Source organism: Flavobacterium branchiicola (assembly GCF_018383905.1).
GTDB classification, from domain to species: Bacteria; Bacteroidota; Bacteroidia; order Flavobacteriales; family Flavobacteriaceae; genus Flavobacterium; species Flavobacterium branchiicola.
The window spans coordinates 65,934-86,511 of the sequence record NZ_JAGYWA010000003.1 but is presented as its reverse complement, the minus strand read 5'-3'; the positions used below and the strand labels follow the sequence as shown (position 1 = coordinate 86,511).

The window sequence follows — 20,578 nt, the reverse complement described above, 5'->3', positions numbered from 1 at the left end:
AAAATTTTGCCAATCCACAAATTATCTAATTGACTCATTGTCAAATTATCTTAATTAAAAGATTACTCTTTTACACGTTCCATGTAAGAACCTGAAGCTGTATCAATTTTAACTTTATCACCTTCGTTGATAAACAAAGGAACGTTGATAGTTGCCCCTGTCTCAACTGTAGCAGATTTTGTTGCGTTTGTTGCAGTATTTCCTTTTACTCCCGGCTCTGCGTAAGTAACTTCAAGAACTACAGAAGATGGCATATCTACTGATAATGGTAAATCTGTTTCTGTATTTACCTGAACCATTACGCTTGTTCCTTCTTTCAGTAAATCCGGAGCATCCAGAATATTTTTATTCAAAGAAATTTGCTCAAAAGATTCTGTATTCATAAAATGAAACTCATCTCCTTCAGCATATAAAAATTGGTAATTATGCGTTTCTACACGCACGTCTTCAATTTTGTGTCCTGCAGAAAATGTATTGTCTAATATTCTTCCTGTAGTTAAACTTCTTAATTTCGTTCTAACGAAAGCTGGACCTTTTCCAGGTTTTACGTGAAGAAATTCTACTATTTTGTAGATATCGTGATTAAATTTAATACACAATCCGTTTCTAATATCTGATGTAGATGCCATTTGTTTTTGTTTTATTTTATATTGTTTAATCGTTTAACCGTTTATTTGTTTCGATTAGACGATTAAACAAATGAACGATTAAAATTTTTACTTTTAATAGTTTCCTGAATAACCTTTCATGATTCCTCTTGATGAATTTCTGATAAAGTCCAGAATTTCATCTCTCTCAGGAGTAGCTTCCATTTCCGCTTCAATAATACTTAAAGCTTGTGTCGTATTGTAATTTTTTTGATATAAGATTCTGTAGATTTCCTGAATTTCTCTGATTTTCTCAGTAGTAAATCCTCTTCTTCTTAATCCAACTGAATTAATTCCAACATAAGACAAAGGCTCTTTTGCTGCTTTTGTATAGGGTGGTACATCTTTTCTTACCAAAGATCCACCAGAAATCATTGCATGATCTCCAATATGAATAAACTGGTGAATTGCAGCCAAACCACCAATTACGGCATGATTACCTACAACAACGTGTCCTGCCAAAGCAACACCATTTACAATAATTGCATTGTTACCAATTTCGCAATCGTGAGCAATGTGAGCATAAGCCATAACCAGACAATTGTTTCCAAGAATAGTTTGTCCAGATGCTACTGTACCTCTATTAATAGTTACACATTCTCTAATTGTACAGTTATCTCCAATGATAGCAAGAGAATCTTCTCCGCCAAATTTTAAATCTTGTGGCACCGCAGAAATAACTGCTCCTGGAAAAATATTGCAATTTTTACCAATACGAGCACCTTCCATGATGGTCACATTTGAACCAATCCATGTACCATCACCAATAACAACATTATTGTGAATTGTTGTAAAAGGCTCAATTACAACGTTTTTAGCGATTTTAGCGCCAGGATGAACATATGCTAATGGTTGATTCATCTGTATGTTTTATATTTTAAATTAAAATAATCTAATTCGAGGGCAACAAACCTAAACAATAAATTTGATTAATTATTGCTTTCTTGCAATTTGTGCCATTAATTCTGCCTCGGTCACTAATTTTCCGTTTGCGTATGCATTTGCCTGCATATGACAGATCCCTCTTCTGATAGGAGAAATCAATTCACATTTGAAAATTAACGTATCACCCGGCAATACTTTGTGTTTGAATTTAACATTATCAATTTTCATGAAATAAGTTAAATAATTTTCAGGATCCGGAACTGTACTTAAAACTAAGATCCCTCCTGTTTGTGCCATTGCTTCAACAATTAAAACTCCCGGCATAACTGGTGCTTCAGGAAAATGTCCAACAAAGAAATTTTCATTCATTGTAACATTTTTCATTCCCACAACATGACTGTCAGACATTTCTATAATTCTGTCAATTAATAAAAATGGAGGTCTGTGTGGCAAAACAGCCATAATTTTATGAATATCCATCAATGGCTCCTGATTTAGATCGTAAACCGGAACATGATTTCTTTGTTCAATTTTGATAATTTTTGCTAATTTTTTAGCAAACTGAGTGTTTACATAATGCCCTGGTTTGTTAGCAATAATCTTTCCTTGAATTCTAACTCCAATTAAAGATAAATCTCCAACAACATCAAGCAATTTGTGTCTTGCAGCTTCATTTGGGTAATGTAAAGTGAGATTATCTAAAACTCCGTTTGGTTTAACAGATATTTTATCTTTTCCAAAAGCTTTCTTTAAATTTTCCATTGTAGCTTCAGATATTTCTTTATCTACGTATACAATAGCATTATTTAAATCTCCACCTTTTATAAGTCCGTGCTCTAATAAAGATTCTAACTCATGCAAGAAACTAAAAGTTCTTGAATTTGCAATTTCGTCTTTAAAATCGGCAATACTTTTCATTGTAGCATTTTGAGTACCTAAAACTTTAGTACCAAAATCAACCATTGCAGTTACCTGATAATCATCACTTGGCATTACAAGGATTTCGCTTCCTGTAGTTTCATCTGTAAACGAAATAACTTCTTTTACAACATATACATTACGTTTAGCGTCTTGTTCTTCGATTCCTGCGTTTTCGATTGCTTCAACAAAATATTTTGATGAACCATCCATAATTGGAAGTTCTGAAGCATTCAATTCTATGATAACATTATCCAGATCACAGCCAACTAATGCAGCCAAAACGTGCTCCGGAGTCTGAATTTTTACACCTAATTTCTCTAAATTGGTACCTCTTTGGGTATTAACAACATAATTAGCATCAGCCTCAATGACTGGTTGACCTTGCAAATCTACTCTTATAAAAGTGAAACCATTATTAATAGGAGCAGGTTTAAAAGTCATTGTAACTTCTTTTCCAGTATGTAATCCAACTCCTGTTAGTGAAATTTCATTTTTGATGGTCTTCTGTTTAACCATTATTTCCATTTTTTGGGTTTATTATTTGTTTCTTTAATTCTTCAACTTCGGCTACAATTTTAGGGAAGTTTTTAAAATGAACATACGATTTATTAAAATCTGTATATCCAAGTGATGGAGTTCCTTGCAGAATCTCGCCATCTTTAATGTTTCTTGCTACACCAGACTGCGCCTGAAGTCTAACATTATTTCCTATAATTAAGTGGCCTGCGATACCAACTTGCCCGCCAATCATACAGTTTTCTCCAATTTTAGTAGAACCTGCAACACCAGATTGGGCTGCAATAACGGTATTTTTACCAATTTCTACATTGTGAGCAATCTGAATCTGATTGTCTAATTTAACTCCGTTTCTAATAATTGTAGAACCCAGAGTTGCTCTGTCTATTGTTGTATTTGCACCAATATCTACATTATCTTCTATAACAACATTCCCGATTTGAGGAACTTTGCTGTAAACACCTTCTTCATTTGGCACAAAACCAAAACCGTCTGCACCAATAATAGTTCCTGAATGAATAGTACAATTATTTCCTATTATAGTTTCAGAATAAATTTTAGCGCCTGCAAAAATATACACATTATCGCCAATAACAACATTATCGCCAATAAAACTGTTTGGGTATATTTTTACATTATTACCTAACACTACATTTTGTCCCACGTAACTAAAACTTCCTAAATACAGATTTTCTCCATATTTAGTACCTTCAGAAATAAAAGAATTAGCTTCTATTCCTGTTTTGTTCAATTTTACCTGATTATAAAAGTGTAAAAGTTTAGAAAAAGAAGCATAAGCATCTTCAACCTTTATCAATGTTGTAGTAATTTCCTGTTCAGGCACAAAGCTGTCATTAACTATAGTTACTGAAGCTTTTGTTGTATATATATAGTTGATATATTTAGGATTAGCCAAAAAAGTAAGTGATCCTTCCTCGCCTTCTTCGATCTTAGATAGTCGAGAAACTTCTGCATTGGGATTCCCAACAACTTCTCCTTCTAAAATTCCTGCTATTTGTTCTGCTGTAAATTTCATCGCGACAAAAATATAAAAAATAGATTTTAAATGTTAATTTTAGATAAGTTGTTTTGGAAAACAGATGTAATATTTTGTCACCAATTTAGATAACGATTTCAAATTCAACTGATCAGAAGCTTCTACAACATCCTCAATTGTTTTATCTTTTTTCAAAATTCGTATCGGTTCTGCTTCTTTACTATAAGCCTGGTTTTTTATTTTACCGCTAAAAATAAAATATCCAGCTTCTGATTGCGAGATATGATGTTCTTCTGCAAACTCTTCTTTCATAACCTGAGATTCTTCAGCCGGGATTTTCTCTGCACTTAACTTTATTTTAAGCAAATCTCTGTTAATGATCATTTTACTTAAAGTAGAAAGTATAAAATCATCTTGTCTTTGCCATGCTTTCAAAGCGCTTATAATGTCAAAATCATCTAGTTGAGAAAATAAATCTAACTTTTCGGCATCAAAATCTTCAAGCGCTATTTTGTTTTGCATAAAATACAAAAGCGGTTCGCTACAAGGCAGCTTTACTCCTTTTAAAGTCAGTTCTTTTGCTCTTTTTAAAACTTTCATCAAAATTAATTCGGCTACTAAACTTGTTTTATGCAAATAAGCCTGCCAATACATTAACCTTCTCGAAAGTAGAAATTTCTCTACAGAATAAATTCCTTTTTCCTCAATAACCAAAACATCGTTTTCAACATTCATCATCTGAATTAAACGCTCTGAATTTACATTTCCTTCTGCAACTCCTGTATAAAAACTGTCACGTTTCAGGTAATCCATTCGATCCATATCTAATTGACTTGAAATCAATTGCAACATGAATTTTCTGTGGTATTCTCCTCTAAAAACCTGAATAGCCAAACTTAATCTTCCGTCAAACTCTTCATTCAGCTGATTCATAAACAAAAGCGAAATAGCTTCATGATGCACATCTTCAACAATACTTTTCTCCATTGCGTGAGAAAAAGGCCCATGCCCTATATCGTGAAGTAAAATTGCAATTAATAGTGCATTTTCTTCTTCTTCAGAAATGACAACATCTTTAAATCGAAGCGTATCTATCGCTTTTTGCATTAAATGCATACAACCAAGCGCGTGATGAAAACGGGTATGATTGGCACCCGGATACACTAAATACGATAATCCCATTTGTGAAATACGGCGTAAACGCTGAAAATAAGGGTGCTGAATTAAGTCGTAGATAAGTTCGTTCGGGATGGTAATAAACCCGTAAATGGGATCATTGAATATTTTTAACTTATTGATATGAGTCACTATTTGGTTATTTTTTAGGTCAACAAATATAACTAAATAACTACAAATCATTTTGAGTTTTTTTCTTAAATAATAATCCTAAATACTATTGAATATCAAACTACTACCTAAACTCAACAAAAAATATATCATTAAATCTCTAATAGAAATTCTGAAATTTATACTATTTTTAATACTTTTTAAGTTCTATACTTCTAAATTGCATTAAAATTAATTTTGTTATGGATAAGATAAAAATACTTTGGGTCGATGACGAAATCGATCTTTTAAAGCCTCATATATTATTTCTTGAAAAGAAAAACTACGAAGTAACGACTTGTAACAACGGTCTGGACGCAATTACGCTATTTGAAGAAGATAACTTTGACATTGTTTTTCTTGATGAAAACATGCCCGGAATGAGCGGTTTGGAAACCCTTTCTGAAATGAAAGAGAAAAAATCGGCCATCCCGATGATTATGATTACAAAAAGTGAGGAAGAATATATAATGGAAGAAGCAATCGGCTCTAAAATAGCCGATTACCTGATAAAACCAGTAAATCCTAATCAAATTTTACTGAGTTTGAAGAAAAATCTTGACGATTCCAGATTGATTACTGAAAAAACAACTTTAGATTATCAGAAAGAATTCAGAAAGATTTCAATGGAATTAGCCATGGTTAATTCCTATGAAGATTGGGTTGAATTGTACAAAAAACTTCTTTTTTGGGAATTGAAACTAGAAGACATCAACGATACTGCAATGATTGAAATTCTGGAATCGCAAAAAGTAGAAGCCAATTCTCAATTCGGAAAATATATTGAAAGAAATTACGAAGATTGGTTTGCTCCAAAAGCAGATAAACCAATTCAGTCACATAATTTATTTAAAGAATTAGTAGTTCCTGAGCTTAAAAAGAAAGACAAACCCGTTTTATTTGTTGTAATTGACAATTTAAGATACGATCAATGGAAATCTTTTGAAACTGTAGTTTCTAATTATTACAAACTGGAAAAAGAAGTTCCTTATTTCTCTATTTTGCCTACCGCTACACAATACGCCAGAAATGCTATTTTCTCAGGTTTACTGCCTATTGAAATGGAAAAGCAATTTCCGCAATATTGGAAAAATGATATTGAAGATGGAGGAAAAAATCTTTACGAAGCTGAATTTCTTTCGGCACAATTAAAACGCTTAGGATTAAATATTAAGGAAGATTATTTTAAAATAACCAATTTTGCAGGCGGAAAAAAACTCGCAGAAAATTTCAAAGCGTTAAAAGGCAATGATTTGGTAACGGTTGTTTACAATTTTGTAGATATGCTTTCACATGCAAAAACTGAAATGGAAGTAGTTAAAGAATTAGCTTCAGATGACAAAGCTTATCGCTCATTAACATTAAGCTGGTTTAAAAACTCTCCTTTGATAGAGATTATCCAGCAGGCACAATTATTAGGTTTTAAATTGATTCTAACCACAGATCACGGAACTATTAATGTAAAAAACCCGTCTAAAGTTGTTGGAGATAAAAATACCAGTCTGAATTTACGCTATAAAACCGGGCGTAGTTTAACCTACGAACAAAAAGATGTTTATGTGGTAAAAGAACCTAAAACTATTGGTTTACCCGCTATAAACATGAGTAGCTCGTTTATTTTTGCCAAAAATGACTTTTTTCTGGCTTATGTAAACAACTACAACCATTATGTAAGTTATTACAAAAACACTTATCAGCATGGCGGAATTTCATTAGAAGAGATGATTATTCCTTTTCTGGTGTTTAATCCAAAATAAAGATATATTGCCACGAATTACTCGAATTGATACAAATTTTCAGCCTTTCTATATTAAAAATGTAATTAGTGTTAATTAGTGAAATTCGTGGCAATAAAAAATCGCTTTACGGCAAGCCCCAAATAAGCTGCAAATTAAAAATCCTTTAAAATCTTTTAATCTGTGGCAAAAATAATTCAATAAAATTCGTGAAATTCGTGGCAAAAATAACATCACAATGAATATCGTTTTTTCTTTAGATCAAATTCAGGAAGTAGCAGAAAAAATTCTGGCTTCAAATCCTAAAAAAATTATTCTTTTTAACGGGGAAATGGGAGTTGGAAAAACAACTTTAATCAAACAATTATGTAAAAGTTTAGGTGTTCAGGACGCAACAAGCAGTCCAACCTTTTCTTTAGTTAATGAATATTATACCTCTGATAACAAAATAGTTTACCATTTTGATTTTTATCGATTAAATAAAGAAACCGAAGCTCTTGATATGGGAGTTGATGATTATCTATATTCCGGAAACTGGTGTTTTATAGAATGGTCAGAAAAAATCACTAATTTACTTCCTGAAGAATATTCTACTATAAATATTGAGTTATTGCCTGATGGGAAAAGAAATTTAGAATTAGCATAAAACAATGAATAATACAGTAGAAATAATCCCCTTTTCTCCAGATTTAAAAGAGCATATTAAAACTTTAAATATTGCCTGGCTTGAAAAGTATTTTAAAGTAGAGGAAAAGGACAAAATCACACTTTCAAATCCGCAAGAAGAAATCATTGACAAAGGTGGATTAATTTTTTATGCCAGACATCAGAATGAAATTATTGGAACCGTTTCATTAATCAAAACCAATGATTCAACTTTTGAGTTAAGTAAGATGGCTGTTTCAGATAAGGCGCAAGGACTTGGAGTTGGTAATAAACTTCTTGAATATTGTATCGATTTTGCTAAAGAAAATAGCATCAAAACGTTGTTTTTATATTCAAATACTATTTTACTTCCGGCAATTCATTTGTATCGAAAATTTGGTTTCGTTGAAATCCCTTTAGAGGCAGGTGTTTACGAAAGAGCAGACATTAAAATGGAGAAAAAGATATCTTAACATTTGCGTTGTAGTATTAGCAGAATTTTTGCATTCATTTTAAAACTTTTTACGTAATTTGTACCTTTAATTTTTTGCATAACCCATGTCAATCACATTAACTCCATTTACAAAACAACAATTATTGCCACAAGAAGAAAAACTTGAGGTTGGTCGTTTTAAAAGAGAACTTTTCATAGGAATACCTAAAGAAACAAGCTATCAGGAACGTCGTATCTGTCTAACTCCCGATGCTGTAAATTCTCTTACATACGAAGGGCATCGTGTTATGATTGAATCCGGAGCCGGAGAAAGTTCCAGTTATACGGACAAAGAGTATTCTGACGCCGGAGCAGAAATTACAAAAGATACAAAAAGAGTTTTTGGGTGTCCTTTATTATTAAAGGTAGAACCACCAACCTTGGCTGAAATTGAAATGATAAACCCGGAAACTACGATCATTTCTGCTATTCAGCTAAAAACTAAGAAAAAAGCTTACTTTGAAGCTTTAGCACAAAAAAAAATAACAGCATTAGCTTTTGAATATATTAAAGATGAAGATGGCTCATATCCCGCTGTAAAATCTTTAAGCGAAATTGCAGGAACAGCTTCTATTCTTATTGCGGCCGAGTTAATGATTACTGACGAATTCGGAAAAGGACTTCTATTTGGAAATATTACCGGCGTCCCTCCTACTGAAGTTGTTATTCTCGGAGCTGGAACGGTTGGGGAATTTGCTGCAAAAACTGCCATTGGACTTGGTGCAAGTGTAAAAGTTTTTGACAATTCAATTACAAAATTACGTCGTTTACAAAACAATTTAAATCAAAGAATATTTACTTCTACGATTCAGCAAAAAGCACTTTTAAAGGCTTTAAGACGTTGTGATGTTGCTATTGGAGCCATGCGCGGTAAAGAACGCTGCCCAATTGTAGTCACCGAAACTATGGTAGAACACATGAAAAAAGGTGCCGTAATTGTTGATGTAAGTATTGATACAGGTGGTTGTTTCGAGAGTTCTGAAGTAACAACACACGAAAAACCAACTTTTATAAAAAATAATGTTTTACACTATTGTGTACCTAATATACCATCGCGTTACTCTAAAACAGCTTCATTATCAATTAGTAATATGTTAACGCCTTATCTTCACCAAATAGCGGAAGATGGCGGTTTAGAGAGTGCTATTCGTTGCAACAAAGGTCTTAAAAACGGAATCTACTTATATCACGGAATCTTAACAAATAAAGCCATTGGCGACTGGTTTGATTTACCAGACAACGATATTAATTTACTTGTATTTTAAAGGAACTTTAATGTACCTTTGCAAAAATTTTATTTCATGAAGTTCGTACACCGTTTTGCATATTATTTGATTGGCTTAGTTATGGGATGCTTTTTTGTAGCCCTTGTGTTTAGTGGAAAAGATACCCGTTGTAACTATTTTCCAAATGCCAGAGTTTTAAATGATTTAAGAACTAAACCTTTTCAGTATTCAGATAAAGCAATTCAGACTTTAAACGAAAAATGGATTGATACTGCAGATATCAAAAGCACGCTGACTTTTGGAGATGTTGATTTTGATCAAAGTAATGTTCCGTTCAATAAAGGAAAACTTTATGTAATTGAAGGAAAAACTGCTAAAAATCAGGAAATTGTTTTAAAAGTAGTTAACTACGAAAAGAAAGCCGTTTTAGAAGAAATTATAAAAAAAGAAACTAAAGAATAGTTCTTATACTATTTAAGCCTAAAATTTATATTTCTATATATTTATTTTAGGCTTAAACATTTTAAAACCACTCAATTTCATCAATTCCTTTTGATTTTAGAAAAGCATTTGTTTGGCTGAAATGCTTATTTCCAAACCATTTTCCCTGATTAGCACTCATTGGTGACGGATGTCCGGATTCTAAAATATAATGTTTTGAACGATCAATTTTTGATCCTTTTTTCTGTGCGAAGCTTCCCCATAACAGGAAAACGACATTTTCTTTTTGATCAGAAATCGCCTGAATTACTGCATCTGTAAAAAGATTCCATTTTAAGTGTTTATGACTATTTGGACTATCTTTGCGAACCGTTAGCGTAGCATTTAAAAGCAGAATTCCTTGTTGCGCCCATTTTTCAAGATTACCTGAACTGGGCATAAAAATCGAATCTAAATCGGTATTAATTTCTCTGAAAATATTGCGAAGTGAAGGCGGAATTTTAACATCATCATTTACAGAAAAGCTTAAACCATTGGCTTCTCCTTCTCCATGGTAAGGATCTTGCCCAATAATTACAACTTTTAAATCCTGAAAACTGCAGTTATTAAAAGCAGAGAAAATCAATTCTGCCGGAGGATAACAAGTATGCGTTTTATATTCAACATCCAAAGCCTCCGTTAAGGTGGAAAAATATGGTTTTTGAATTTCGTCTTTTAAGACCGCTTGCCATTCAGGAGATAAATTAATTTTCATTTTAAAAATTTTATTACAAATAACGCAAAGTTTTTTTCAAACTGCCAATTAATAATGCATTTTAGTTTTAAAACTTTGTAACTTTGAAATCTTTACAACTTACGATATATAATGATATCTATTACAGAAAAAACATTACAAGATTTACAATTTCCAACGGTGCTCGAAACAATTTCGGCTGGCTGTAATACAGACATTGGAAAAGAAAAAGCTTTACAAATAACACCATTTAGAGACAAAGAAACTTTGATGCAGGCTTTAATGCAAACATCGGAATATGTCTCTTCTTTTGAAAACAACAACGCCATCCCGAATCACGGATTTGAGGCTATAACACATGAAATTAAGTTTCTGGCAATAGAAGACAGTTTTCTTGAAGTGGGCAGTTTTAGAAAAATTGCCAATCTTTCTTCAACGACAAATTTCTTATTGAATTTTCTTAGAAAGTTTGATGACTATTATCCGAATCTAAATGCAAGAGCTTCTCGTGTAGAATTAACTAAAGACATCATTACATATATTGATGCAATCGTTGATAAATACGGAGAAATTAAAGACAACGCCTCTCCTGCACTGTTGAGTATTCGTCAGAATATGAACTTAGTTCGCGGAAAAGTAAACCAAAGTTTTGGAGTTGCTTTAACGCAATATAACGGATTAGGATATCTGGACGATATTAAGGAAAGTTTTGTACAAAACCGCCGAGTTCTGGCTGTTTTAGCAATGTACCGACGTAAAGTTAAAGGTTCAATTCTGGGAAGTTCCAAAACCGGAAGCATCGCTTATATTGAACCGGAAGCTACTTTAAAATATTCTCGCGAATTAGCTAATCTTGAGTATGAAGAAAAAGAGGAAATCACAAGAATCCTTAAAAACTTATCAAATTCTATTCGTCCCTATTTACCTTTATTAGTTGAATATCAAGACTTTTTAAGTGATATTGATGTTGTTGCAGGAAAAGCAAAATATGCCAACCGAATCAACGGAATATTACCAACAATTACAGAAGAAAGAAGATTGTTTTTTAGAGAAGCCTATCATCCTATTTTGTATTTAAACAATAAGCAAAAGAACGAAGTTACGCATCCGCAAACTATTGAATTAAAACAAGATAACCGAATTATTGTAATCTCGGGACCAAATGCGGGTGGAAAGACAATCTCGCTTAAAACAGTTGGTTTACTTCAATTAATGCTTCAGTCCGGAATGTTGATTCCAGTTCATGAACGCAGCGAAACTTTCTTATTTGATCGAATCTTAACGGATATTGGAGATAATCAATCTATTGAAAATCACCTAAGTACTTATAGTTACCGATTAAAAAACATGAATTACTTCTTGAAGAAATGCAATAAGAAAACCATGTTTTTAATTGATGAATTTGGTACAGGTTCTGATCCTGAACTTGGTGGAGCTTTAGCCGAAATTTTCCTGGAAGAATTTTATCACCGTGAAGCTTTTGGAATTATCACAACGCATTATTCAAACTTAAAAATCCTTGCAAACGAATTGCCTTATGCAACCAATGCAAATATGATGTTTGATGAACAATCATTAGAACCGATGTACAAACTGGCTTTGGGTCAGGCAGGAAGTTCATTTACATTTGAAGTGGCACAAAAAAATGGCATTCCGTTTGGATTAATTAATCGTGCGAAAAAGAAAATCGAAGTTGGAAAAGTACGTTTTGATAAAACTATCGCAACACTTCAAAAAGAGAGATCTAAGCTTGAAAAAACTTCTTTAAACTTAAAAGAAGAAGAAACAAGGGCACGTGAAGAAAGCAAAAAGATGGAAAATATCAATGTAAAAATCAAGCAAAAACTGGAAAGCTATCAGGAGTTATATGACAGTAACCAGAAAACCATTTACATTGGACAAAAAATAGAAGACATCTCTGAGAAATACTTCAACAACAAAAATAAAAAAGAACTTATAGGAGAGTTTTTGAAAATCGTTGAAATTGAAAATTCAAAACGTAAAAAAGCTACTCCAAAAGAAACTAAAGCAATTATAGAAAAGAAAAAAGAAGTTATTGCCGAAGTTACTGTACACGTTGAAGAAATTCGAAAAGAGAAAAAAGAGAAAAAGCTTAAACCGGTTATTGAGAAACCTAAACCAATTTTAAAAGTTGGCGACAGAGTTAGAATGTTAGATGGAAGATCGGTTGGAAGTATCGATTCAATAGAAAAAAATAAAGCAACAGTAAATTACGGAATCTTCACTTCTAAAGTTAGTTTAGATGAATTGGAATTGGTTGAAGCGTTGAAAAAGTAAAATTTTACTAATCGTTTATGTTTTTAATATTTCAAACTTAAAAACAGCCAAAAACGATGCAAAATACTAGCAAAGCTAAAATAAGAAGATTTAAGAAGTTATTTTCTAAAAGACACTCCGTAACATGATTAGTTTTAGAAAATGCATTTAATAAATTATATGGAAGCCGTTTTTTATTCATAAAACTTATTACTTCTTACTTTTTAATAGATATTACAAATGATACATTTTTTAGAAAGAGGCTATAATTTTAGAATTTACCTTTTTTTTTAATTGAATAAAAAAATCCACAAACTTGAAATTTCAAATTTGTGGATTTTTATTTTTTAGAAAAGTATCATTAACTTTTTATCCAATTAATAACTTCTGGTTCTGTCACCAAAGTTTTTGGTTTAATTACTTTAACCAATTCTCCTTTTTCATTGATTAAGTATTTTTGAAAATTCCATTCAACTTCAGAATCCTGTAAACCATTTTTAGATTTTTGAGTCAGGAATTTATAAACTTCACACATATCATCTCCTTTTACAGAAACTTTATCCATCATTGGAAAAGTTACACCATAATTTTGCTGACAGAAAGTTTGAATTTCTTTATTACTTCCAGGTTCTTGTTCTGCAAAATTATTTGCAGGAAAACCAACTATCACAAAACCTTTATCTTTATATTCTTTGTAAACGGCTTCAAGATCTTTATATTGAGGCGTTAATCCGCATTTTGACGCAGTATTTACAATCATTACTTTTTTTCCTTTTAAAGAAGCAAAATCAAAAGTGTTTCCTGATAAATCTTCCACCTTAAATTGGTAAATGTTTTCTTTTGCCATGACTTTATCTGTTTTAGACTTGGTTTTACTTGTTTGAGCCTGAAATTGTGCTGTCATTAATAAAAATGCTCCACAAGCTAGATATACTATTTTTTTCATTGTTTTAATTTTTTATAAAATTAGCTAAAAATCTTTTTGCCAAAGTGATTCCGACTTCTATTTTCCCATAAACTTTCGTTAAAAAATGAAGCCTAACGTTAATCAGACGTTAGGCTTCCCCCCATACAAACAAATCAAACCATGAATTAATTTTCAATATCTTTTACTTTGCTAAGTAAGAATCTCATATTTTGAAACGATTTCAATTTCTTTGAATTCGCTGACAATTATTTTTTAAGTAGTTGATGCCACCCAGTTGTGGTGAATTTTATATGTAAAACTTAATTTGAATTCCCAATTATTCATTTCAATGGCGTTTATAAAGGAAAATTTATTCGTTGTTTGGAAACTGCTGTTTATTCATAAAAATTCGTTTGGAAGTCCAGGGACACCAACTATTAAATTACTACTTCAGGTTTAAAACAATTTGACCCGATATTTCTTTTTTAAAATCCGTTTTACTAAAAGTCGAAAGTGATAAAACACTTGTCAAACCAACTATTAAAATTTTTAAGCTATTTACTTTTATCATAACATTAAATTGCAATTAGTAAGATTTTATCTGCTGCTTATTATTTTTGGTTTTCTTTTTTGTATTTCTTCTAAATTATAATCTATCAGTATTTTACAAACCAATTTCATATTCTGCTATTCTAAGCAAACTATTAATTTTTGGTTTATAATAGCATTTACGTAATTGGATTGCTTTTGGTTTTAAAAAAATGAAAAAAAAGTGATATTTTTTTTCAATCCCTTATTTTCCTAGGTTTAAGACTGTTAAAAAAAATATAATTTCACGAAAAAATAATTTATCTTTATAACAGTAATGCAATATTGATTAATAAATTTTTGTTTAAACTTAAAATCCCAATCTATGAGTCAAGAAGAATTGTTAGTTTTAATTTACAAAAAAGACGAAAGAGCTTTTACCCATTTGTACGATATGTACTCGAAAAGTTTGTTTTCGGTTATTAACGTATTAATCAAAAATCGAGAAGAAGCCGAAGATGTTTTACAGGAAGTTTTTGTGAAAATCTGGAAAAACATCGATTCATACAATGAAAGTAAAGGCCGTTTTTATACCTGGATCCTTAATATTGCCAGAAATACTTCGATCGATACATTGCGCTCAAAAAATTTTAATAACAATCAAAAAAACCTTCCATCCGATAATTTCGTAAATCTGTTAGATGACAGTAATAAACTGGTCAACAAAATTGATACAATAGGTATTCAGGAGTTTGTAAAAAAACTAAAACCAAAATGTATTGAAATTCTTGATTTGTTATTTTTTAAAGGATATACCCAACAAGAAGCTTCAGAAGAATTGGCAATGCCACTGGGAACTATCAAAACTCAAAACAGAAACTGTATTAACGATTTACGTAATTATTTAAAAATCTAATGGAAGCACAAGAATATATAGAATCAGGAATTCTGGAACTTTACGTTTACGGCTTATTAACCGAAACAGAAAATTTAGAAATAGCCGAAGCGGCTAAGAAAAGTCCGGAAGTAGAACAGGAAATTATTTCAATCGAAAAAGCGATTGTAGCTTTATCATCGAGCTTCTCTCCTTTCCATTCAGTAGCTAATTTTGAAAAAATTAAAGCAAGATTAGAGCTTAAACATGGAAAAGTAGTCGATATGAAACCAGCTTCAAGCTGGAGTCAATATGTGGGCTGGGCAGCTGCCGTACTTCTATTACTTGGTTTAGGATATCAAACTCTCGAACTGACAAAAACAAAAGAAGCTATTGCTACTGTAGGATCTGAAAAAAGTAAAATCGAAAGAGATTATGCTTATTTAGGACAGCAAAATAAAGAAATAGAGAAAAACTTAACTATTGTAAGAGATATCAAAAATACGGGTGTAACTCTTGGCGGACAAGCGGTTTCTCCAACTTCTTTTGCAAAAGTATACTGGAATAAAGATACCAAAACGACTTATATTGATGCTGCTGGTTTACCGAAACCTCCAAAAGGAATGGTTTATCAGGTTTGGGCATTAAAACTTAGTCCGGTACTTACGCCAACAAGTATTGGTTTATTGAGCGATTTTGAAGGAAATTCTCAAAAAATATTTGCTGTAGATCGTACAAACGAAGCAGAAGCTTTTGGAATTACGCTGGAACCAGCTGGTGGAAGTTTAACTCCAACTATGACTCAGCTTTACACTTTAGGAAAAGTTTAAAATTGAATCTTTCATAAAAAGAGGAAGCGCATATTAGTTTTAATATGCGCTTTTTTATTATTTTTATTTTATCAAACTACCAAATACCACATCATGAACGGAAATTTACTTCTAAGAGTTGCAGTTGCAATTATCTTACTTACCCATTCTATCTTCGGAATGTTTAATAATGGTGTTAATGATTTTGGAAATTTATTCCTGAATCAAATTGGCTTTGCCCCTTTTGGTGTATTTCTGGCCTGGTCAATTAAATTATCTCACGTTATCGCAGCGATTCTTTTATTAATGAATAAATACATTAAATTTGCCGGTTTTGTAACCATTTTTGTTCTTTTAATGGGAATAATTCTGGTTCATTTTAAGGAAGGCTGGTTTGTTGTAGGCGGTGGCAGAAATGGCGCAGAATACAACTTCTTATTAATTGTCGTTTTATTGGCAATCATGTTTCCAAACGGTTTTAAAAACATACAATCCAAGAATTAATTATATAAACAACTGCATTTAAATGGAAATAATTTGCAAAAATTGCCATCAGGTTTTTAAGGGACATTATTGTAACAATTGCGGGCAGCCCGCCGACACACATAAAATTAATGTTCATTTTTTATTGCATGATATTCAACATGGTTTACTACATTTTGATAAAGGTATCCTTTACTCTTTAAAACAATTATTTACAAGACCAGGACATTCCGTTCGTGAGTTTATAGATGGAAAAAGAGTGAAGCATTTTAAACCTCTATCTTTGGTTGTTGTTTTGGGGACACTGTATGGAGTTTTGTGTCATTTCTTTCATATTAACTTATTTCCAAGTTCGACAGGTACAAATATTGAGCTAAACGAATTCAATGAGTGGGTTTCTACACACTTTTCATGGGTTACTATTGCAACCATTCCTCTTTACACTGTTGGAACTTATATTGTTTTTAGAAATCAAGGCTATAATTTTGTTGAATTTTTTGTTCTGAATACGTTTAAAGCTTCTCAAAGACTTTTTGTTCAAATTTTGACATTCCCAATATTATTCTATTTAAACGGGACACCAAATATTCAAAAATTTAGTGCTCTAACTTATTTCATTGGTATCATATTAATATTCTGGACCAACATTCAGTTTTTTAATAAAATGTCAAAAACCAGAGCATTTTTCTTAAGCATCTTAAGTCATATTATTTTTCTAATTTGCATTTTTATAGTCACTATATTTATTCTTGCAGTAGCAGGAAAATTGCCTGTAAATTAAAACTCAAATTTAAAACCTAAATAAAACAGAAAAGGGTTCAACTATTAAGCTGAACCCTTTTTTATGAATTAATAATTACCTGAAATAATTATTTCTTTTTTACTTTTTTAGTCTTGTAATATTTATGGTATTTAGGATACGTTACAGCTCCAATTATTGCAATAGCTGCCAACGAATAATAAATCCAATTTAAAGAATGCGCTTCTCCACTTGCGTACGAGTGTAAACCAACTAAATGGAAATTTACTCCGTAATAGGTAAACAAAATCGAAATAAAAGCAAACATTGTCATTAAGTTAAAGAACCATTTTCCTCTTAAAGCGGGCACAAAACGAGCGTGAATAACAAATGCATAAACCATAATTGAGATTAAAGCCCAGGTTTCTTTTGGATCCCATCCCCAGTAACGACCCCAGCTTTCATTTGCCCATTGTCCTCCAAGGAAGTTACCAATTGTTAACATAATAAGACCAATTGTTATTGCCATTTCGTTGATATAACTTACTTCTTTGATGTGTAACTCCATTTTCGCTTTATTTTTTTCATTTGTAAAGAAAATCAAAACTAAAGCAACAAAACCTAAAATCATTCCTAAAGCGGTTGGACCATAACTTGCTACAATTACAGCAACGTGAATCATTAACCAGTAAGAGTTAAGAACTGGTTGCAAGTTTGCAATTTCCGGGTCAATCCAGTTCATATATGCTGCCATCAAAATCATTGCCGTAACAAAAGCAGATGAAGCAACAGTTAATTTAGATTTTCTGTCAAATGCTAGTCCAAAGAACATTGTTGACCAGGCTACATAAACTATAGATTCGTAAGCATTACTCCAAGGTGCGTGACCAGATATATACCAACGCGCCACTAAACCTAATGTATGAAGAACAAATAATAAGCCTACAACAATATGAAAACCATTCACGGTAATACGAAGCCATTTTTTTTCAAAGAAGATATTTAAAATGGTAAAAAGCAACATCAAAATGGATGCTGTTATATACCAATAAGGTAAAACTTTGAAAACATCATATTTGTTATAAGCAATTTCCGCATCAATCTTTTGTTCGCTTGGGCGAACTTTAGCGCCAAATTTCTTCTGAAAACCATTAATACTTTCAACCAATTGATCTGCAGTATCCCAGTTTTTGGAAATTGAGGCATTGTTAAGGGCGCTAAAATATAATGGAAGGATTTGATTCACATAAGTAGAATCCATTCCTTTAAAACCTTTGTGATCACGTTCCAGATAAGAAACCCATTTATTGTTTGGATCGTTTGGAACCGGGAAAACTCTTAAAATACTTCCGCTTAAAGCAGATTCCATTAAATTAACTTTTTTATCTGTTTCGATAAAATCTTTCTCAAACTGATTTGGATTTGCTGCTTTGTACGCTGCATCTAAATAAGGCGAAAGTTTATAATTACCGTTTTCATCAAAAAATTTAACAAAAGGTGCATTTGCTGCATCTTTATCTACACCAATAATTTTTCTAATACTATCATTTCCTGTTCTCAAATAGATAATCGGAACCTGAATCCAAACCTGAGCGTATTGCGTCATTGATAAGAAAACCTGATCAGAATTCATTCCGTTATATTTATCGTCGTGGCTTACTTTTCTAAGTAATTCAGATGAAAACGTGTTAATCGGCTTCATCCTTCCACCGGCATCCTGAATAATCAAGCGACCAAATTTTGCGGCGTGAGATTCCGGTGCTTTATAAATAGTCAATAAAGAATCTATTTGTTTCTGACTTGGCGCTGCGGTAACATGATTAGCATGATCGTTTGGATCTGCTGAGTGATTATGCTCATGTGTATGTCCCGGAGTATGTACATGTGGAGCCTGAGCAAAAGTATTGATGCTCAACATTAAAACCAAAATCGTAATTAGTTTTTCTTTTTTCTTCTGAATAGCGTCTAATTTCTTTTTCAAATCACCAAAACGAGAATACTTTGTAAACATAATAGCCATTAAACCGATGTATAGCAGATAATATCCGAAATAAGTAATATTGGTTCCCCAAAAATCGTGGTTTACAGAAAGTACAGTTCCTTTTTCATCCGGATCAAATGACGATTGAAAGAAACGATATCCTTTGTGATCTAATACATGATTCATAAAAATATCAGCATCAAAAGTTTCTGTAGAATCCTGAACTGTTACTTTACTCTTATATGATGAATAACTTTTTTCTGTTCCAGGATATTTATCCGCAATAAAATCATTCAATTTAATTTTAAACGGTAAAATATAAGCTTTACTTCCGAAGAAAATACTGTATTCAATTTTACCAATTTTTACTGTCTGAGGCTCACCTACAGATCCTTTAGAACCTAGAAGACGAACTTCTTTTTCTTGTCCGTCAGCTTTCACTTTTACAATCAAAGCGTCTGAATGAGATTTTGCTTTAAAGTCATTACTAGATTCATAATCTACAACTCCTTTAATTGCCGGATCTGGAAATACAATTCTAATATCTCCAATACTATAAAGAGAACGCATCATTAAAGGCTGCACATTATCTTTAGTTACAGTACCTTTTAATTTATCTGCCATTCGCATAAACTCTCCTTCAAAAGGAGTCTGAATAGTATATTTTTCCCCTGTAGTATTAATGTTTATTGCACCATCAGTCTGTTTGTTTAAAGCAAACAATACATTATGTATATTTTGAACTTCACCTTCTTTCAGGAAATGCTCTTCACGTCCGCCCGCTCCTGCTTCAACCAACTTTAAATAAAGTGTTCCTTTTGGATCTGGCTTAATCATTTCTTTTGCTCCCATGATGTAGTTTACATAACTCACTTCAAAAGGAGTTTCGTCAAACTTACCAGAAAGCGTAAAATCGTTGTTGGTCACTGGCGATAACAAAAGACTTTTATCAAAAACTCTGCGTTTCATTTCACCTTTATATTCACCATCAGCAAAAACGGTAATAAATGTTTTATCAGAAAAAATTTGATTTTCTGCAGCGCCTTCGCGAATTGGCATCATTCCTTCATAACTGATATAACGTGTTATAAAAGCTCCCAAAATGATAAAAACAAAGGCAATGTGAAGCAGTAAAGTTGCCCATTTTTCCTTTTTAAGCAATTGATAACGTTTGATATTACCAAAGAAGTTAATCATAAAAACGGCCATTATAGCCTCAAACCACCAAGTATTGTATATTAAAATTCGGGCTGTATCTGTGTTGTATTTACTTTCGATAAAAGTTCCAACACCCATTGCGATTGCAAATGTTAAAAAAAGAACGGCCATTAATCGTGTAGAAAACAAAAAAGAGAATATTTTTTTATCCATTTTTGAGGAATTACATTGTATAAAAGTGCCACAAAAGTACTTA

18 protein-coding genes are annotated in these 20,578 nt (G+C 32.0%); 10 read left to right on the top strand and 8 right to left on the bottom strand.

The annotated features are described in order from the left end of the window. Positions 1–62: 62 nt before the first annotated feature. From efp to KHA98_RS07405, 5 genes are all read right to left on the bottom strand, one after another. On the bottom strand, positions 63–629 hold the full coding sequence (efp, locus tag KHA98_RS07425; protein ID WP_213256847.1) for an elongation factor P: 567 nt from the start codon (positions 627–629) through the stop codon (positions 63–65). Positions 630–722: 93 nt separating this feature from the next. Beyond that, complete coding sequence (lpxA, locus tag KHA98_RS07420) at positions 723–1,508, bottom strand: acyl-ACP--UDP-N-acetylglucosamine O-acyltransferase (protein WP_057122992.1); 786 nt, start codon at positions 1,506–1,508, stop codon at positions 723–725. 72 nt (positions 1,509–1,580) lie between these two features. After that, entirely contained in the window at positions 1,581–2,969 is a 1,389-nt protein-coding gene (locus KHA98_RS07415; RefSeq protein ID WP_213256845.1) for a bifunctional UDP-3-O-[3-hydroxymyristoyl] N-acetylglucosamine deacetylase/3-hydroxyacyl-ACP dehydratase, read from the bottom strand. Continuing rightward, positions 2,962–4,005, bottom strand: coding sequence for a UDP-3-O-(3-hydroxymyristoyl)glucosamine N-acyltransferase (gene lpxD / locus KHA98_RS07410; protein ID WP_213256844.1), 1,044 nt, complete (start codon positions 4,003–4,005; stop codon positions 2,962–2,964). The genes KHA98_RS07415 and lpxD overlap by 8 nt, the downstream gene beginning before the upstream one ends. A gap of 39 nt (positions 4,006–4,044) precedes the next feature. Next, positions 4,045–5,274, bottom strand: coding sequence for an HD domain-containing protein (locus KHA98_RS07405; protein WP_213256843.1), 1,230 nt, complete (start codon positions 5,272–5,274; stop codon positions 4,045–4,047). Between the two features lie 221 nt (positions 5,275–5,495). On the opposite strand from KHA98_RS07405, the gene porX reads away from it, so the two are divergent. The 5 genes from porX (at position 5,496) to KHA98_RS07380 (ending at position 9,854) form a co-directional block, all read left to right on the top strand. Then, a complete protein-coding gene (gene porX, locus KHA98_RS07400) occupies positions 5,496–7,049 on the top strand; it encodes a T9SS response regulator signal transducer PorX (protein ID WP_213256842.1) in 1,554 nt (517 codons plus the stop codon). 217 nt (positions 7,050–7,266) lie between these two features. Next, on the top strand, positions 7,267–7,674 hold the full coding sequence (gene tsaE / locus KHA98_RS07395; RefSeq protein WP_213256841.1) for a tRNA (adenosine(37)-N6)-threonylcarbamoyltransferase complex ATPase subunit type 1 TsaE: 408 nt from the start codon (positions 7,267–7,269) through the stop codon (positions 7,672–7,674). Between the two features lie 4 nt (positions 7,675–7,678). After that, entirely contained in the window at positions 7,679–8,146 is a 468-nt protein-coding gene (locus KHA98_RS07390; protein WP_213256840.1) for a GNAT family N-acetyltransferase, read from the top strand. A gap of 85 nt (positions 8,147–8,231) precedes the next feature. Then, on the top strand, positions 8,232–9,431 hold the full coding sequence (locus KHA98_RS07385; protein ID WP_213256839.1) for an alanine dehydrogenase: 1,200 nt from the start codon (positions 8,232–8,234) through the stop codon (positions 9,429–9,431). Positions 9,432–9,467: 36 nt separating this feature from the next. Then, positions 9,468–9,854 (top strand): DUF4258 domain-containing protein, encoded by a 387-nt coding sequence (locus KHA98_RS07380; protein WP_213256838.1) that lies wholly within the window; start codon positions 9,468–9,470, stop codon positions 9,852–9,854. 61 nt (positions 9,855–9,915) lie between these two features. Here KHA98_RS07380 and KHA98_RS07375 read toward each other — a convergent pair whose 3' ends face one another. After that, positions 9,916–10,587 carry a uracil-DNA glycosylase gene (locus tag KHA98_RS07375; protein ID WP_213256837.1) on the bottom strand — a complete coding sequence of 224 codons (672 nt, stop codon included), beginning with the start codon at positions 10,585–10,587 and terminating at the stop codon, positions 9,916–9,918. A 111-nt stretch (positions 10,588–10,698) separates the two neighbouring features. On the opposite strand from KHA98_RS07375, the gene KHA98_RS07370 reads away from it, so the two are divergent. Beyond that, positions 10,699–12,864 carry an endonuclease MutS2 gene (locus KHA98_RS07370; RefSeq protein WP_213256836.1) on the top strand — a complete coding sequence of 722 codons (2,166 nt, stop codon included), beginning with the start codon at positions 10,699–10,701 and terminating at the stop codon, positions 12,862–12,864. Positions 12,865–13,204: 340 nt separating this feature from the next. On the opposite strand, the gene KHA98_RS07365 is transcribed toward KHA98_RS07370, so the two are convergent. Beyond that, the gene (locus KHA98_RS07365; protein ID WP_213256835.1) at positions 13,205–13,789 is read right to left on the bottom strand and encodes a glutathione peroxidase; all 585 of its coding nucleotides are present in this window, start codon (positions 13,787–13,789) and stop codon (positions 13,205–13,207) included. 874 nt (positions 13,790–14,663) lie between these two features. Between KHA98_RS07365 and KHA98_RS07360 the strand changes: the two genes are divergently transcribed. The 4 genes from KHA98_RS07360 (at position 14,664) to KHA98_RS07345 (ending at position 17,225) form a co-directional block, all read left to right on the top strand. Continuing rightward, complete coding sequence (locus tag KHA98_RS07360; RefSeq protein WP_213256834.1) at positions 14,664–15,194, top strand: RNA polymerase sigma factor; 531 nt, start codon at positions 14,664–14,666, stop codon at positions 15,192–15,194. Further along, positions 15,194–15,982: an anti-sigma factor gene (locus KHA98_RS07355; protein ID WP_213256833.1), complete on the top strand. Its 789-nt coding sequence runs from the start codon at positions 15,194–15,196 to the stop codon at positions 15,980–15,982. The genes KHA98_RS07360 and KHA98_RS07355 overlap by 1 nt, the downstream gene beginning before the upstream one ends. Positions 15,983–16,075: 93 nt before the next feature. After that, positions 16,076–16,465, top strand: coding sequence for a DoxX family protein (locus KHA98_RS07350; protein WP_213256832.1), 390 nt, complete (start codon positions 16,076–16,078; stop codon positions 16,463–16,465). A gap of 22 nt (positions 16,466–16,487) precedes the next feature. Then, on the top strand, positions 16,488–17,225 hold the full coding sequence (locus KHA98_RS07345) for a DUF3667 domain-containing protein (protein WP_213256831.1): 738 nt from the start codon (positions 16,488–16,490) through the stop codon (positions 17,223–17,225). An 88-nt stretch (positions 17,226–17,313) separates the two neighbouring features. Here KHA98_RS07345 and ccsA read toward each other — a convergent pair whose 3' ends face one another. Then, the gene (ccsA, locus tag KHA98_RS07340; protein ID WP_213256828.1) at positions 17,314–20,535 is read right to left on the bottom strand and encodes a cytochrome c biogenesis protein CcsA; all 3,222 of its coding nucleotides are present in this window, start codon (positions 20,533–20,535) and stop codon (positions 17,314–17,316) included. Positions 20,536–20,578: the final 43 nt, after the last annotated feature.

Bases quoted from the DNA above. Each gene is read 5' to 3' on its own strand.
- KHA98_RS07370 (WP_213256836.1), top strand. From the start codon at position 10,699: ATGATATCTATTACAGAAAAAACATTACAAGATTTACAATTTCCAACG.
- ccsA (WP_213256828.1), bottom strand. From the start codon at position 20,535: ATGGATAAAAAAATATTCTCTTTTTTGTTTTCTACACGATTAATGGCC.
- KHA98_RS07375 (WP_213256837.1), bottom strand. From the start codon at position 10,587: ATGAAAATTAATTTATCTCCTGAATGGCAAGCGGTCTTAAAAGACGAA.
- KHA98_RS07380 (WP_213256838.1), top strand. From the start codon at position 9,468: ATGAAGTTCGTACACCGTTTTGCATATTATTTGATTGGCTTAGTTATG.
- tsaE (WP_213256841.1), top strand. From the start codon at position 7,267: ATGAATATCGTTTTTTCTTTAGATCAAATTCAGGAAGTAGCAGAAAAA.
- efp (WP_213256847.1), bottom strand. From the start codon at position 629: ATGGCATCTACATCAGATATTAGAAACGGATTGTGTATTAAATTTAAT.
- KHA98_RS07390 (WP_213256840.1), top strand. From the start codon at position 7,679: ATGAATAATACAGTAGAAATAATCCCCTTTTCTCCAGATTTAAAAGAG.
- KHA98_RS07385 (WP_213256839.1), top strand. From the start codon at position 8,232: ATGTCAATCACATTAACTCCATTTACAAAACAACAATTATTGCCACAA.
- lpxA (WP_057122992.1), bottom strand. From the start codon at position 1,508: ATGAATCAACCATTAGCATATGTTCATCCTGGCGCTAAAATCGCTAAA.
- porX (WP_213256842.1), top strand. From the start codon at position 5,496: ATGGATAAGATAAAAATACTTTGGGTCGATGACGAAATCGATCTTTTA.
- KHA98_RS07365 (WP_213256835.1), bottom strand. From the start codon at position 13,789: ATGAAAAAAATAGTATATCTAGCTTGTGGAGCATTTTTATTAATGACA.
- lpxD (WP_213256844.1), bottom strand. From the start codon at position 4,005: ATGAAATTTACAGCAGAACAAATAGCAGGAATTTTAGAAGGAGAAGTT.
- KHA98_RS07345 (WP_213256831.1), top strand. From the start codon at position 16,488: ATGGAAATAATTTGCAAAAATTGCCATCAGGTTTTTAAGGGACATTAT.
- KHA98_RS07360 (WP_213256834.1), top strand. From the start codon at position 14,664: ATGAGTCAAGAAGAATTGTTAGTTTTAATTTACAAAAAAGACGAAAGA.
- KHA98_RS07415 (WP_213256845.1), bottom strand. From the start codon at position 2,969: ATGGTTAAACAGAAGACCATCAAAAATGAAATTTCACTAACAGGAGTT.
- KHA98_RS07350 (WP_213256832.1), top strand. From the start codon at position 16,076: ATGAACGGAAATTTACTTCTAAGAGTTGCAGTTGCAATTATCTTACTT.
- KHA98_RS07355 (WP_213256833.1), top strand. From the start codon at position 15,194: ATGGAAGCACAAGAATATATAGAATCAGGAATTCTGGAACTTTACGTT.